14 protein-coding genes and 1 other annotated feature are annotated in these 14,786 nt (G+C 34.8%); of the genes, 4 read left to right on the top strand and 10 right to left on the bottom strand.

The window, feature by feature from the left end; translation table 11 throughout:
- Nucleotides 1-7 precede the first annotated feature (7 nt).
- From G8D99_RS06385 to G8D99_RS06370, 4 genes are all read right to left on the bottom strand, one after another.
- Nucleotides 8-880, bottom strand: a complete 873-nt coding sequence (locus G8D99_RS06385; RefSeq protein WP_166323692.1) for a phosphoadenosine phosphosulfate reductase family protein — start codon at nucleotides 878-880, stop codon at nucleotides 8-10.
- Nucleotides 877-4,350: a P-loop NTPase family protein gene (locus tag G8D99_RS06380; RefSeq protein ID WP_166323690.1), complete on the bottom strand. Its 3,474-nt coding sequence runs from the start codon at nucleotides 4,348-4,350 to the stop codon at nucleotides 877-879. The genes G8D99_RS06385 and G8D99_RS06380 overlap by 4 nt, the downstream gene beginning before the upstream one ends.
- Nucleotides 4,347-5,246, bottom strand: a complete 900-nt coding sequence (locus G8D99_RS06375) for a DUF4007 family protein (RefSeq protein WP_166323688.1) — start codon at nucleotides 5,244-5,246, stop codon at nucleotides 4,347-4,349. The genes G8D99_RS06380 and G8D99_RS06375 overlap by 4 nt, the downstream gene beginning before the upstream one ends.
- A gap of 201 nt (nucleotides 5,247-5,447) precedes the next feature.
- Complete coding sequence (locus G8D99_RS06370) at nucleotides 5,448-6,287, bottom strand: HNH endonuclease (RefSeq protein ID WP_227554364.1); 840 nt, start codon at nucleotides 6,285-6,287, stop codon at nucleotides 5,448-5,450.
- A 116-nt stretch (nucleotides 6,288-6,403) separates the two neighbouring features.
- On the opposite strand from G8D99_RS06370, the gene G8D99_RS06365 reads away from it, so the two are divergent.
- Nucleotides 6,404-7,623 (top strand): IS3 family transposase gene (locus tag G8D99_RS06365; RefSeq protein WP_151208087.1). Its coding sequence is split into 2 segments (ribosomal slippage): nucleotides 6,404-6,680 and nucleotides 6,680-7,623, totalling 1,221 coding nucleotides; the frame shifts between segments, so codons are not numbered across the junction.
- Nucleotides 6,679-6,795: a sequence feature (AL1L pseudoknot), on the top strand. Its footprint overlaps the gene before it by 117 nt.
- 407 nt (nucleotides 7,624-8,030) lie before the next feature.
- Nucleotides 8,031-8,780, top strand: coding sequence for a metallophosphoesterase family protein (locus G8D99_RS06360; protein ID WP_166323686.1), 750 nt, complete (start codon nucleotides 8,031-8,033; stop codon nucleotides 8,778-8,780).
- Nucleotides 8,781-9,103: 323 nt separating this feature from the next.
- On the opposite strand, the gene G8D99_RS06350 is transcribed toward G8D99_RS06360, so the two are convergent.
- From G8D99_RS06350 to G8D99_RS06340, 3 genes are all read right to left on the bottom strand, one after another.
- Complete coding sequence (locus tag G8D99_RS06350; RefSeq protein WP_227554363.1) at nucleotides 9,104-9,289, bottom strand: hypothetical protein; 186 nt, start codon at nucleotides 9,287-9,289, stop codon at nucleotides 9,104-9,106.
- Nucleotides 9,290-9,299: 10 nt separating this feature from the next.
- Complete coding sequence (locus G8D99_RS06345; RefSeq protein WP_166323684.1) at nucleotides 9,300-9,593, bottom strand: hypothetical protein; 294 nt, start codon at nucleotides 9,591-9,593, stop codon at nucleotides 9,300-9,302.
- Nucleotides 9,594-10,039: 446 nt separating this feature from the next.
- Nucleotides 10,040-12,649: a site-specific integrase gene (locus G8D99_RS06340; RefSeq protein WP_196782902.1), complete on the bottom strand. Its 2,610-nt coding sequence runs from the start codon at nucleotides 12,647-12,649 to the stop codon at nucleotides 10,040-10,042.
- 79 nt (nucleotides 12,650-12,728) lie between these two features.
- Here G8D99_RS06340 and G8D99_RS06335 point away from each other — a divergent pair, with 79 nt between their 5' ends.
- Nucleotides 12,729-13,010 (top strand): IS1 family transposase, encoded by a 282-nt coding sequence (locus G8D99_RS06335; protein ID WP_166323682.1) that lies wholly within the window; start codon nucleotides 12,729-12,731, stop codon nucleotides 13,008-13,010.
- A gap of 142 nt (nucleotides 13,011-13,152) precedes the next feature.
- Here G8D99_RS06335 and G8D99_RS06330 read toward each other — a convergent pair whose 3' ends face one another.
- Both G8D99_RS06330 and G8D99_RS06325 read right to left on the bottom strand, forming a co-directional pair.
- Nucleotides 13,153-13,671, bottom strand: a complete 519-nt coding sequence (locus tag G8D99_RS06330) for an IS630 family transposase (RefSeq protein WP_166323680.1) — start codon at nucleotides 13,669-13,671, stop codon at nucleotides 13,153-13,155.
- Between the two features lie 23 nt (nucleotides 13,672-13,694).
- Nucleotides 13,695-14,072, bottom strand: coding sequence for an IS630 transposase-related protein (locus G8D99_RS06325; RefSeq protein ID WP_166323678.1), 378 nt, complete (start codon nucleotides 14,070-14,072; stop codon nucleotides 13,695-13,697).
- Here G8D99_RS06325 and G8D99_RS15650 point away from each other — a divergent pair.
- Nucleotides 14,071-14,463, top strand: coding sequence for an IS1 family transposase (locus tag G8D99_RS15650; protein WP_227554362.1), 393 nt, complete (start codon nucleotides 14,071-14,073; stop codon nucleotides 14,461-14,463). The two genes, G8D99_RS06325 and G8D99_RS15650, sit on opposite strands and share 2 nt — an antisense overlap.
- On the opposite strand, the gene G8D99_RS06315 is transcribed toward G8D99_RS15650, so the two are convergent.
- Nucleotides 14,432-14,719, bottom strand: a complete 288-nt coding sequence (locus tag G8D99_RS06315; protein ID WP_166323676.1) for a hypothetical protein — start codon at nucleotides 14,717-14,719, stop codon at nucleotides 14,432-14,434. The two genes, G8D99_RS15650 and G8D99_RS06315, sit on opposite strands and share 32 nt — an antisense overlap.
- Nucleotides 14,720-14,786 lie beyond the last annotated feature (67 nt).

The following is a 14,786-nucleotide window of genomic DNA, read 5'->3' as shown; positions in this document are numbered from 1 at the left end:
TTATTTTTTATTTATAACACGTCACACAAGCACCACCACCCTCTATGTCATCATACAGAGCATCTAAATCAATCATCTCAATCAACTGATCATCATATAGAGCATTACGACGGCGCTTTTTCTTAAATCGTTCGAGTTTTTTCTCATGATCAGATTTTATTTGGGCTACACGTACTGGATCCTCTAAGGTACTTAGAGGAGTATTCTTACCCATCCAGTAATATGTTTCACCATTAGTAGACTTCTCATCATTAAGTTGCTTTTCATAAGCTTTCGCTTCTTCAAATTTAGTAGGATGTCGTTCCATCAAACGTACCCACTCAATCTTTCTTTGATAAAAACAGAAAGTACATCCACTCCTAGAGCGCCATTCATAATATTTAGGAAGGCCTAATCCAGTCCCTTCTAGAATATTAATAATATCCTCTTTGACTAGACCATCTTGAGCAAATGGCATTTTGGTCGTTAAAAATTTTTGAGTTGGTACATAACCTTCACGCCAAGGCTCATCTGCACGAATTCCAACGTAACTGATGATTTCATACCCTTCATCAAGAAAGGGTTTAACCCATTTCTCGAATGGTACTAGTTTCATCTGTACAGTACACCAGCGTTGATGGCCAGACGGAAGAAAATGATTATATTCCTTCAACCAGTAATCGAAATCTTTATCTGAACCTAAGCGCAAAATTGGTTTACCTAGGTAAGATTCTAATTGGTTTAGATAATCCATGACTTCAGGCAATTCTTTACCAGTATCAGTGAAAAAATACTCAATATCTAACTCAGGATAGTGGTCTCGCATGTAGACAGCAAGCGCAGCACTATCCTTACCACCAGAAAGCCCTAGGACATGTTTTACTGGTTTTTCAAGGGTCATGCTTTGTCCTCACCAATCGGATGTAAATAATCTTTAAGCAACCCATATAATACCATTGCTTTAGCATCGTCACTTAGGTCAAAAGTATTCACCTTTTTAAGTAGCTCTTTTTGCAATTTTTTTAAATCATCCTCAATAGTCGAATCTACAATGACGTCTCGGTTATATTCTTCAAGACCTTGATCCGTGTTAATAATTACTGCTAAGGATCGCTTATTAGATGAAATTTGTTCTGATTTCTCAGCATTTCTAGCAAAAAAGCTTAGTTGCTTAAATCTTTGGACATAACCAGGCAGAGCTTCAAAAGCTTTTTTCAGACTATCATCTGTCCAATCTTTTTCTGGTATCTGACCCAGCAATGTAATTAAATTTGACAACCATTGAGTGGACTCTTTTGAGCTTCTAGATAGATGTTCCGCAAATTTTTTCATTTTCCAATCAGCTGCAAACTTGCTCACTGCATCTGCTTCTTGAATGATTTCGGGTGTGATATTACCGAGTTCTTTACGTAATCTACCTTCAAAATTTTTAAGTAGATTTGGCTTTGCACCCATAAAACTACCAAGTAAATTTGATAGATCTGCAAGAACTAGATCATCAGATCTTGTAGAAACCTCAAGCACATCATACAAGTCTTCAAAAAGCAATTTGTAAGGATCATCTGCCTTAACAAGGAATGATCTTAATAACTGTACCTTCTCGTCAAAATATTCTTTATCCTTAGAAAACTTAGCCCAACTAGACTGCTTCACAGTGTATGAAACTAGAAAGCGTGCTACAGCTAAAGGGGTAGCCTCTATATTTTTGTCAAAAATATCTTTAATGCTATTTGCTAGAAGATTGATAAACCTATTTTTTTCAGCAGGCTCTTTAATATATTTAACCGCAATCTCATGAGGTCGCTTAACCAGCTTATTGATGTACTCATCATCAATTTCACTAATAAACTTAAATTCTTGAGTTACATCTTTATCATAAAAAGCAAGGCTCTTTTCTTTAGCCAACAAAAGGGTTAAAGCAAATATTGGTAATACACCTTGAGGAATACCGAATGGCGTATCTGACCATACTTTATAAAGCTCTGTTAAAGGAACTAAAGACTTTGTATCTGTGAAAATTTTATATCCATGTTGAAATAATTTCGAAACACGCTCTAAATTTTCACTTTGATCTCTATTAGATTCATCTAAGACAGGAAAATCAAATACCCATTCCATCTTCTCCACATTAAACTGATGTAAGCCTAATTGTTTAATACAAGACAAATAAATTGCTTTTTCTGGTGGGAACTTTTCGATACCTAAATTTTCTTGATTCGAATTCTCCAACATATTTTCTAATAGTTTTTTACGACCAGCAGCTGCAGAGCTAGAAACATCATGTCGAACAACCAATTCGTTTAGGATTTTCGGACATGATTGATATAGCTCATCAGCCAAATCAGAGACAATAATGGATAAAGACTTACCCTTTAAAAGGTTTCCCTTACAGTACCATTCCACTGATTCAAATGACTGACTAAATAGATCATCGACCTGTTGATATGCATAATTTAACCGTTGCTCATATTCTTTTTTCGCAACAGTGTCCAGCATCAGTTTTGGCAATTCTCTAAAAATTTCATTTAGTGCATAAATTTCTTTGGACCAGCTTAATAATTCACTAATTTTATCTAACTTAGCAATAACAATACGAGAATGTTCCTTTGATAATTCAATTAGTTTCGTTGAATTAAGAGCTTGATCTGTTATTAAAACAAAGTGCGCAAAAGCTTTTGACTTAATAAATTCAGATTTACTTATGAGACGTTCTAGTCCAGGAAGATCATTTACTAGATGCTGATCCATCCAACGCATTACACCCCTTTCATGGTAGTGGCGTTTTGCAAGTACTGAATTGCCCTTATAGTTGATGTGCTCAAAATAATTTTGTTGGTTACTTAATGCCTCTAACTTCTCTTGTAACAATTGCTGAATATTGAGTTCAGATGTCTCAACAACTTCATAAGACTTTGTACGATTCCAATAAGTAATCACTCCCCAATCTTCTAGATTCTTTAAACATATAGGGAGAATTTCTAGGTTTTTTGATGAAGATGGTAATGCGTGAGCAATTAAATCTACTGACGGATAAATACCTAAAGACTTACCAAACATATTAAGCATTGCAATTGCTTTAATAACGTTAGGATATAACTCTTCACTTTCCGGAGTTAAACCCTCTTTTTTACTTAGATTTTTACTAAGTAAAGTTAGAGTTTCTTCAACGATTGCCCATAAATGCCCTTCTTTAGAACTTAGGATTTGGTGTTGCAAGTTTTGACTTAAGTAATCCCATAAATCAACAATCGTGTAAGTTGAGTTTAGATTAACTTCTGACTCTAGAAACTTTCTAAAACTAAAAGGTTCAACTGACAAAAGAAAACTAAAAATACTACGTTCATTTTGACTAAAGCTACTTTTAGAAATAATCCCCAGAAGTACCGTAGTTAATGGATGTAGTGGCAATGCCTCTTGCAGATATACATTCAGTTTTGGACTATTCTCTGTCAATCGAGATTTAATAGAACCTACAACTTTAGTTACTAAGGCATTATTTACAGCAGTAATAGCTTCTGGAATTTGAGTTTCTCTTGCTTTTATTGTTTTAGAAACAAGTGCGACCGATTCATCCAATGAAATTCGATATGAGATATCAACATAACGACCTTGAATTTTAGTCCATTCTAAAGCGATATGATGACTCATTCCTCTTGCATAGTCAGCAAACGCCTGATGCAAAATCCCTAAAAAGATAAAAGGACACTGCTTAGTAGAAAGTCTATTGATTCTCTCAGATAAATCCTGGAATAAATGTAGATCACCATTATTTCTAGCAATATGGTCTAAAAGCTTACCCATCTCATCTAAGATAAGTAAACTACCCGAAATTCTTCCATCTAATGCTCTAAATACTTCATCAATCCATTCAATTAATTGATGATCGCTATCTATCTGATCTGGCAGAAAAAATAAGTCACTTTCAAACACATCCATAAGATTAGCATCTTGAAGTGCTTTTAGGATGGATTTATAAAATAGCTCAACAGGTGAAGTTACCCCTCCGACTGCTTTAATAATCAACCAAGGTTTATCACTAGATAACTTGAAATTTTTATCAATTTGCTTAAGTAAATCAGAATCTTGTACTAGGGCTCTAGCAGCCACTCTAATTTCATCATTTGGATGTAAAAGCCCTGATAAAATCGCTGCTAAAGTAGATTTACCCGTTCCATATCCACCTGTCAAAGTAAAAGCGGATTGAGTGTTTTCATAAAAAGAATCAACTATTGTTTTCAATGAGTTGTACGCTGTTCCATGAAAAATTACTCGCTCAAAAAATTCCTTCGATATGTCACTATCAAGTCGTGTCGAAAGTAGATGGTTTACGTGAATTTCATAGTAATGATTTAATTTATAGTTTTGATTCATTTCTGATACTCACGATAAATATTAGCCAGTAGTTCGTTTAAATTTACATTTTTGATATCCAAGCAAGATAAGCTTCGCATTCCTAATGTATCAGTCCAGTTAAAACGATCGTCAATAACTGCACATTGATTTAAGAAATAATCAACCGATGCATTATTTAAACGAAATAAACGACCAGGGCTTCCCGGATAAGTCGAAATCATATCTACACTTAGTGAAGGAGCTTCCGAGAAATGTGTTTGCCAAAAATCTGTTAAGCAATATAAAAATATATCCACTGAAAGATTTTTTTGCTCAAGTAGATCAGCTTTAAACTTATGAGAATCCACCTGATAAATTAGATTTAGTTCATTTAATGGCGAAATAAAAGCATCTTCATTAAGCTGTTTCTTACTTAGTTTTTTTGAGTAACAAAGAATGAAACAATCTAAATCTTTCTGCAAAGTCGCTTCCGAAGGTAGCTTCAAACCGTTTGTTTCAAGCCAAAATATAAGATCACTAAGTAATTCAGATTTCTCAAAGACTTGTTTATTACAATAATTAAAATACCAGCGAGCAAGTGTTAGATCAGTAAAGTTTTTTTGAATAAAATAGTGTAGTAACCAAGTAGATTCATTCAACTCTAAGTAAGTATCATATTTTGCAAAAATTTCACTTATTGCAGTTTTATAGTTTTGTTTACTATTCTCAGAATCTTTGAGCGGCACCAACCCTGAAACTTCAGCCCAGTATTTAATACTGTTAACCATATTTTTACCAACACCAAGCTCAACAACTTGTTTTTCAATATCTTTTTCATTTAAACTAAAATTATTATATGCTTTATTTAGCCAACCATAGCGTAGTGCAAAGGTTTCATGACCCGAAAAATGTAAATTAAAAATATCAGATTTCATTGCAACAAAGATTCACTGGAGAAATTTCTCCAGGGAGAGTACTATTATTGTAGATGATATTCAATTGATTGAAAAAATTAACACTAAATATTTTAAATTATTGTTAAATTTAAATGATATACAGAAAACACAATCGTTTTTAATAATATTTAAATATACTGATAGAAAGCAAAAGCTCTCTATCATTTTGTATACATCAAATTATTCAAATAAATCAGCCCTTACTTCATCCAAATCACGATCCGACTTGAAACGATTACATATAGGATGAATAATTGCTCCATTTTCTATAATACCGTAACCACCTTCTGCTTTCGATTCTCGATGATCTACTTCAGTCGATTCAAGGTATAGAGCGCTATCACATACTTCGCAATAGCTCCATGTTTTCTTTTCCTCACGTTGATACAGATTTCTTTTAGTAGCGATTGAAAAATTTAGAGGTTTTTTCTTCTTTGATGGTCTTACTGATTTCACAAAGCTCACAACATCATCAACAATGCTCTCATCATAATCACCACCAAAACGTTCAAGGTAAAAATCATTAAAATTAATATAATCAAATGATTGACTCATCGAAAGAATGACGGTGTTCAAACAAACTTCGTCTTCAAAATCTAAATCTATATTGAGTCCAATACAGATAAAGGCTTGATACACGTTCTTCAATCGCTCATGTGATCTGATCCCGCTACCAAACTTACCGACAGTTTCTTTGATGGCCACAGGAATTTTTTCAATTAAACTTTCAACACCACGGCGTGCTCGGGTAAAACCAATAAAATCTAACTTTTTATTCTGTATTTCAAAACAATCTTCTTCAATTTCGCAGACGATAGAGAACCAAGCCAAAAAGGATGTCACTTGAAAACGATGATCTTTATAAAAATATAGTTTTGGGTGTAAACCCAAACTTGGAATTCGAATACTAACTGCTGGTGTAGCGATACGACACAGCACAACTCTAAGTTTTAGCATTAAATTTTCTACACGCTGACCTTGCTCTATACTCACAGTATTCTGACAAATATCACCAAACATGATATTCAGGAGTTCATTGACCAAGCCGATTTTTTTTCCGTGTGTTAAATCCGGCTCTAAAAGTATTGAACCGTACCGGGTTTGTCGGAGAGTCAATATTCTGAGAGACTATCCCGATGACAAAATTAAAATATACCCCTGAAATCAGAGAAAGAGCGGTTCAATTATTGATTGAATCTGAAAAAGATTATCCATCGAATTGGGCTGCGATCACCGCTATTGCTCCCAAGATAGGTTGTACTCCTGAAACACTACGTGTTTGGTATCAAAAATATTTAGATAAACAAAATCCAGTTAAAGTACAGCAGCTTTCAGACCAAGAACGTATCAAACAACTCGAACGCGAAAATAAAGAACTGCAACGCGCCAATGAGATTCTACGTAAAGCAGCCGCTTTTTTCGCCCAGGCGGAGCTCGACCGCCCACACAAATAATGGTGGATTTTATCCATAATAATAAAGAGCTGTACGGAGTCGAGGCGATTTGTAGAATTTTACCGATCGCACCTTCAACCTATTACCGGACTTTAGATCTCACAGTAAATCCAGAACATCGAGCGAAACGAGATTTACATGACTTGCATCATGCTGAGGAGATTAAGCGAATTTGGAAAGAAAGTTCAGGTCGATACGGTGTGCGTAAGGTCTGGCAACAACTGAAACGTGAAGGCTATGTGATTGCACGTTGTACAGTTGCTCGATTGATGCAGAAGCTAGGTATACAAGGTATTTGGCGTGGTAAGAATAAACAAACTACCCGTAGCCGAGATGACCAAAAACGGGCAGATGATTTAGTGAAACGTAATTTTAGTGCTGATCATCCAAACCAACTATGGGTCGGTGACTTTACGTATATTCAAACTCATTCAGGCTGGGTCTATACCGCCTTTATTATTGATGTGTTTTCACGAGCAATTGTTGGATGGAAAGTATCTACACGGATGAATACAGATATGGTACTTGATGCACTGGAGCAAGCATTGCATGATCGAGGTAAGCCAAAGAATGTAATTCATCATTCCGATAGAGGTGTTCAATATCTTTCTATTCGCTATACCAATCGTTTAGAAGCAGCAAATTTACGAGCATCAGTCGGTACGACTGGTGATTCATACGATAATGCTTTGGCTGAAACGGTGAATGGCTTATACAAAACAGAGGTGATTGAATATTTAAAAGCAGATTGGCAAGGTTTAGCAGATGTACAACTTGCGACACTAAACTGGGTAGATTGGTTCAATAAAAAGCGTGTACACAGTGCACTGGGTTACAAGTCGCCTTTTGAGTTTGAAGCAATGTACTATGATAAGATTAACCCGTTAGGTCAGGTGGCCTAACTTAAATAAAAAAGTCTCCGACAAACCCGGTACGGTTCAAGGGGTGGAAATACCGTACTACAGAAGACGGCCAGTCATAGACTGCCCTGCTTGGCCTACCATTACGATAGACTAAACATAGTTAATGCAAAAAACCGCCAAAGCGGTTTACTGCTTCTGTAGTAAATTCAGGTTTCCACGCCTGGTCACAGATTTTGCTGTAACATCTTTATCTTATGTGCATAAATTTAAATGGTCAAATTTTATGATTAATATTTAATCAATCTATGCAAAAATAATTACCTATATTTCTAGAGGCTTAAGAATACAGATAAGTATCTTATAATTTCTACAATATTTAGTTGCTGTAAACTGATCGCAATGAAACACTATATATTTAAGCAGCGTGATTTAATAAAGGAAGTAGATTGAAACTGCAAATTTTATCGGATACTCACAATTCCAAATATTCAATATCAGAGCAAGCTGATGTCATTATTCACGCTGGCGATTTTTCTAATCGCTTAAGTGGTGCAATTGAGTTTGCCGAAAAATGTAAATCTCTGAATAAAAAATTTATCTTTGTTTTAGGTAATCATGATTACTACAGCTCTAACTACAGTTCAGTCGTGAATTTCTTGAAAGAAAACTACCCAAAAAATGCACTACTTGATGACAACCATATCAAAATTCAAGATAAAATATTTGTAGGTGGCACGCTGTTTACGAACTTTCGCTCCAATTCACTACTTACATCTCCTGAGGTACTTTTACAGTCCCAAAAAGATGCTGAACAATCGATTTATGATTTTGATCAAATCATGATTAGCAATGTAAATAGACCTATAACCGCCGATGACTACATAGAACTATTTAAAAAATATCATCAAAATATTATGCAGTTTAGACAGCAAGATAATGTGATCGTGATTACACACTTTCCACCACATTTAGCCTGTCTTGATCCATATTGGGGTAATCACCCTATTGCTTCAATTCTCAATCCCTATTTCATCAATGACTTAGATGTGAAAGGATTCAAGCTTTGGATATCTGGACATACGCATACATCAGTGGATACTGTAGTTGATGGATGTAGATTATTGATTAATCCTTTAGGTTATCCGGAAGAACAAGGGAAAAATGGTTTTAGAGAAAATTTGATCATCGAAGTTTAAGTAGTCATACTCGTATTGAAGCAATTTAAACCAACTCTAATATCATACATCCTTTAGTACTGTTGACTTAGCTTCTACACCATGAACTAGGAAAAACTCATGTCGAATCCTTTAGACCCAGAAAATGATTGGAAAAATAAAATTGCAGATCAAATACTTGACGATTTAATCGAGATTGCAAAGCTTGAAGGTATGACTATTAAAAAATGAAAGCAGATCAAAATGGTATTTTCTATGTAGAAGAAGAAATATCAATTGACGACGTACTCAAGCAATTTTGAACTCTGCTCATTGAAACGATATAAAGCGCTTGAATTTTATATTTAAAAGCTTAACCAAATTGTATCACCTGTAGATGCGTACATAGCTTCAGCAGTTTCTTTCAACACATCACTATCATCCGTTTCCATTGATAGTACATCACATGCAGGATACCTACTATTGCTTGTGGAAGATAAGCTGGATTGAACAATAGACCCATCTTGCATAAATCTAGTTCTATCTTGCATTATATGTACCTCACTTTACAAATTTTTCAAGATCTTGCTCTTCAACACGCTGATACAAAGATGAACTATTCATTAAAGCATGCCTACTTCTAAATGCCAGTTCTTGCTTAATTTCTTTATCAGCCATACTGGTCTCACCGTGATTTTTTATGTATTCAGCTCGTTTTTGCATAAATGCTCGCTCTTGAACGCTAGAATTCACCACCGTATGTTCTATTTGACGAGTAGCCACATAATTATAGGCATTTACTCCGAAAAGTACGATTAAAAAGAAACTGAGTTGCCTCTTTATACTTTTGCTCATAAACAATCCTTTAAGATGCAGTCAATACTGAAATTATTATCTACTCACGCTGATGAGTTTAAAAACTATAAGAGCTGACACTATAAAGTTTCATTACTCGCCCCTAGGGTTAAAATCTTTAAATTCATCAGCATTGCTAGCAAATTCAGTAAAAAAATTATGCCATGTAAATAATGACTCTAATTCCTTTTGGGTTTGAATCGGTTTAGGCAACTTATATCCAATGACCCAATATGGTGCGGTACAGAAAATATGCTCAGGTATAAGGACTTGCTGTAAGGCTGTTTCAGCACTTACAAAATATCAATTATCGTCTAAATAAACGATATTCCCTTGTAAAGCTTCTTAAATACAATGATCTACATCTATATAAGTATACTTCATTTAGTCCACTTCCATTTTTTGAAATCACATTCTTAAACTTGTTAAATTATTTAACGCAGTAACTAATTATTAATCTGAGCTAAACTCCAACGGCGATAGATGACTGCTAAAAATAAGTCACTCAAGATTTTTTGGCAGGTATTATCTTTATAGTTGTCATTACTAATTGTTAAGCTTACCCCTTTCTTACTTTTAGCCGCTCCAAGTTCAGCTTCAATTTCCTTCCAGGACAGTTTTGATATTTTAATTTTTTCTTTAAACTGCTTGTATATAAATTTTAACTCACGACAAAATTTATCAAACTCCTGATACTCTACTTCGCTTTGGATATACACCTCCATACGAGCATCTATAAGACGAATACGGCGCTCAAAATAATCTAACGTAAAGTTACTATCCAGCACAGCTGTGAAAATTTCAAAATCAGCTTCGCTAAATACATTTCCAGACTTATTTCTATTGATATGCTTTAACAGCATGTCTAAAGGATTACTTTTAGAAATATCATTTTTGTGTTGAAAGTGTCTATTTTTATACAGGTTTGAGGCCAAGTCTCTCCCAATTTCTTTCAACTTCAGATTTTCATTTTTTCCTGAAAGTACATCTATAATATTATTCAATTCTGATTTCAGTTTGAGCCTTTCGGTTACATTATCAGTTTGCTCTACATCTTCACATTTTAATATCTGAGTATGCCACCGATCAGGAAATATTGCGTCTTGAATAATCTTTGAATTGGGAGCTATCTTCTCTAAGATTTCTTTTAATTCAAGCTTTTCTTTCATTTGAGACGTATTCAATTGTTTCTTGAATACTCTGCAAGAGAGTAAAGCTCTTACAATATTTGCTGATATTTTACTTTCATCTGGACATAATGCATCCCCGACTAACATTGAACCCAAATGTAGGTAATGATTGGCTGTCATCTCAATTGATGAATGACCTACAAAATGTGCCAAAATCTTCCAAACATCCTGACGTCCAGCAATACTGTCCGTATTACCCAGTAAATAATTCTTAATTTTGACAATATGATCGGGTGAATAGCCGATCCAACTTTTAATTAATGTGTCACTTCCTTTCAAAATTAAAGCTAAATTGTTGGTAGCAGTGTGTCTAAAACTATGAAAGGAGTAATCGTGTGGATTATTAAATAAAGTATCAAAAATTTCCTTTGTCTTAGCACTAATAAAACGAGATGAAAAAATTTGACCAAATTCATCTTGGAAGATAAAACAATCTTCTCCCCCCAACCATTTTTGACCAACTTTTACATTAAGATGCTTTTTGATTAGGCCAATAAATTCATTCAATTCACATTCAGTTAGCAATTCATCAAGGCGTATTCCTCGTTTTGCATTCTTCGTTTTAACCTGACGATGATAGTTATTATGAATAAAGATTTTGATAAATTGAGGATTACTGGCTGTTAAAAAATAATATCGTTCATAGCCAATTGTTTTAACATCAAGTTCAATCATGCCTAAGTCGCTTAACCTTAGCCCAAGAATTTCACCAATTCTTAAACCTGTGCGGTAAGCAATCATACAAATTGTTTTGAATATATTTTTTTGTTCTTTACTCAGATCAGCTTGGCGACCAATTAAATTATTAAAATGAGCCCACATCACTGGGGTAACATATGATGCTCTACACATCTGAAGACCCTCAGACTTTAACTGATCTAAAAAACCTACTCGGGGAGCACCAAAATTACGAATTAAACTGTTATGAAATTTTTTTAAATTTTCTACAGCTTTACCATAGCTATCATATTTCACCTCCCTAATATTATTTTTAAATGCTTTATTTTTTCGATGTTTATCAGTAATCAATTTTTCGCTTAAAATATATTCATACGCCCCCTCAAATTGTTCTTCATCCATCTTAAAGATATCAAGGTCATGAATAACAACATACATAAAAAGATCTTCAGCGAAAGAGGATTTATAAGTATCCAAGGAGCTCAGAGCAATACCATCTTTTACTTTAGAAAAATTTGAAGATTGACCGCCTACAAGATACTCCCGATACCATGTCATCAACGCAATCTGAACACTCACAAGCGAAATATCTTTAGCTAAGCTATATTTATGATTACTATAGCTTTCTTTAAGCGACTTAATATCTTCAGAGAATTGCCTAATGATCTCGGGTTTTTCTTTATCTTTAAATTGCCCTATCAATCCTTTTTTAATTTCTGCGGCACAATGATATTCCGTACTCAGTTTTTGGATATTTTCAGACTTAGGCTTTCGAAAACTCCCGTTTGGATCATCAAATGCATTTTCGGAAGTAATAAATTTCTTTTTTAAAGATTTCTTGTCTTTAAATGCAACAAATGTCTCAAGCATTTTTAAGGTTGACAATGATAGTGCAGCGCTGTCTAACGTCCCCATAGATAATGCCGTTGTAAAACCGTCAAGCGTATTCTTTTGACTAAAATATTGCACGTAATCGACATGCTCAAATAATTTATATTTTTCCTTTTTAAAATAATTACATAACATGCTATTTTGATCGACATCCAATATAGCCAAATCAATATATCGATCAAAGCCTTCACCATTTTGAGCATCGATAGACTCTATAAGCTGAACTAGCCTTTTTTCTCCCTGACGCCTTTCGCTTTGAGTTTCAAACTCAATAATATTGATGAGTCTCACCATCATTAACAAACTGGTAGTGTACAAAAACAACGTGTTTTAATTTAGAATAGACGTGAAAATGTCTGAGCAATAAACCTTTAACATGATCATAGAAAAGACAACTTATGTCTGCACCCGTTGCCAATCACCCAATATCCATAAGAATGGTCACAACAAAAGTGGAAATGCACAGTTCAGATGTAAAGATTGTGGGCGCTCTAGTGTACTCAAACCCAAAATTAAATATACCGAAGAACAGAAAGAACTCATTATCAGTACCTATCTTGAACGAGGCAGTTTGAGAGGCATGCAGCGTCTATTCGGTGTTGCACCTGAAACACTGATGGGCTGGATAAAAAAAAGTAAACAGCAGGAAACTGAGTGACGAATTACTTGATGCTCATCCAACAGATGTCCTTGAGCTTGATGAGTTATGGAGTTTCGTAAAAGCCCGTCGCCATAAGGTTTGGACTTGGATTGCTCCCTGCCATCGTACACGCCAAATATAGCTAAGTATAGAATATAAGCTACATCATCTTGAATGCAATATCCAAAGCGTCGGGAAGTGTTTTATTGCTATGGGCAACCATATGTCTGACTTTACTTTTTAGGACAGACCATGCTCTCTCAATAGGATTTAGATCAGGACTATATGCAGGTAGATAAACAATTCTTATCTGATATCGTGCTGCCAAGTCATCAATTACTCGACCTTTATGAATGGATGCATTATCTAGAATCAGCAAATAACTCTTAGTCTGATCATCCTTTTGCTTTAAATCCTGCAACAAATATTCCAACCAACAGACAAAAATATTCCGATCACACGAACCGTGAAAAACTAAAGGTTGAGTAAACTTGAATGGTGCATTTGATCTGACCGCACTGATCATACTGAGTCTCGTGCCATGCCCACCTGACTTAAATGCATGACAACGTTGACCTTTTGGAGACCAACCATATTCTGCGGTTTCATTGGTATTGATGCCTGATTCATCGATATAAAGAATGTGATCTTCACCATATTGCTGCTTCCACTGAGGCAAACACCATTCAAATACAGCACGGCTTAACTTGCAGGCTTGTTTGTAGAGAAAACTCTTTTTTTACGCGTCCAACCCATCTTATTTAGAGCTTTTAAAATGACATGATAGCCAACGCTATAACCGAATTTCTGTTCAAACAAATGAATAAGATCTTTAGCTTGGGTAAATGGCGTTGTTTTTACAAATGCTTCAAAAGCTTGCAGGTCCAGAATCTTTGAGGGACGTCCTACATTTGGAGACTTAGGTTGTTTGAGTTGACCAGTCTGCTGTTCGATCAGGATCCAATCATCGAGCGTGGTTCTGGCAATATTAAATATTTCGCACGTCTTAGATTTATGCTTTGACTCTTTATAAAACTGCATGGCTTTTTCGCGTAAATCGACAGAATATGTTTTTGGCATGGTCTTAAAGATTAAAGTTTTTTCTATTGTAGCTCATCTTAAACTTTTAGCTATAGTGGCTTATGTGTGTGGTCAGCGTAATGATAAAACGTGTACAGATTTACGTTGCCGTATTCCCACAAGCTACTTTAATTTAGCAACCTGTAGTGATTATTGGTCAAGTTATGCTGAGGTATTTGATCCTGATACTCATCGCTCTGTAGGTAAACATACAGGTTTAACCAACCATGTTGAGCGTTTCAATGCCACATTAAGAAATCGCTTAGGGCGTTTTACACGGAAAACTTTAAGCTTTTCGAAGAAGAAAGAAAATCATGAAGCTGTCTTGCATCTATTTTTATTAAAATACAATCAAGACATTAAAGATAGGTGGTTAACACGTCACATTTAGACACTACCGTTTTTTCTTTACTAGATAAAAGATAGGTATGTTGTGTATGGCTCAAATAGTCTCTCATAACGCGATTAATCATTAATTTTCTCAGTCGATCTTTTGCATTTTTTTGCTCACTTACCTCAACATTAGTAAGCTTTACTGTCTGGTCGATTAAGTTGGAATATTTTCTTAGCGCACTGTCAATTAAGTTGACTTGTTTCGGTTGCGATAGCTTAAAACTCTTCTTTGGTTTAGCTTGTTTTTTGGACATTATTAGCTCCAAATTCATCATTCTAAAAATTTCATAAAGGCTTTTTTTGAGCATGAGAAATCTTAGG

It is taken from the genome of Acinetobacter lanii (assembly GCF_011578285.1).
Taxonomy (GTDB): Bacteria; Pseudomonadota; Gammaproteobacteria; order Pseudomonadales; family Moraxellaceae; genus Acinetobacter; species Acinetobacter lanii.
The sequence above is the reverse complement of the archived record's forward strand: the minus strand, read 5'-3'. Positions and strand labels throughout refer to the sequence as shown.

Excerpts from the sequence above, each read along its gene's own strand:
- G8D99_RS06385 (WP_166323692.1), bottom strand. The coding sequence starts at position 880 with ATGACCCTTGAAAAACCAGTAAAACATGTCCTAGGGCTTTCTGGTGGT.
- G8D99_RS06380 (WP_166323690.1), bottom strand. The coding sequence starts at position 4,350 with ATGAATCAAAACTATAAATTAAATCATTACTATGAAATTCACGTAAAC.
- G8D99_RS06375 (WP_166323688.1), bottom strand. The coding sequence starts at position 5,246 with ATGAAATCTGATATTTTTAATTTACATTTTTCGGGTCATGAAACCTTT.
- G8D99_RS06370 (WP_227554364.1), bottom strand. The coding sequence starts at position 6,287 with ATGTTTGGTGATATTTGTCAGAATACTGTGAGTATAGAGCAAGGTCAG.
- G8D99_RS06350 (WP_227554363.1), bottom strand. The coding sequence starts at position 9,289 with ATGCAAGATAGAACTAGATTTATGCAAGATGGGTCTATTGTTCAATCC.
- G8D99_RS06345 (WP_166323684.1), bottom strand. The coding sequence starts at position 9,593 with ATGAGCAAAAGTATAAAGAGGCAACTCAGTTTCTTTTTAATCGTACTT.
- G8D99_RS06340 (WP_196782902.1), bottom strand. The coding sequence starts at position 12,649 with ATGATGGTGAGACTCATCAATATTATTGAGTTTGAAACTCAAAGCGAA.
- G8D99_RS06335 (WP_166323682.1), top strand. The coding sequence starts at position 12,729 with ATGATCATAGAAAAGACAACTTATGTCTGCACCCGTTGCCAATCACCC.
- G8D99_RS15650 (WP_227554362.1), top strand. The coding sequence starts at position 14,071 with ATGGTCTTAAAGATTAAAGTTTTTTCTATTGTAGCTCATCTTAAACTT.
- G8D99_RS06325 (WP_166323678.1), bottom strand. The coding sequence starts at position 14,072 with ATGCCAAAAACATATTCTGTCGATTTACGCGAAAAAGCCATGCAGTTT.
- G8D99_RS06315 (WP_166323676.1), bottom strand. The coding sequence starts at position 14,719 with ATGTCCAAAAAACAAGCTAAACCAAAGAAGAGTTTTAAGCTATCGCAA.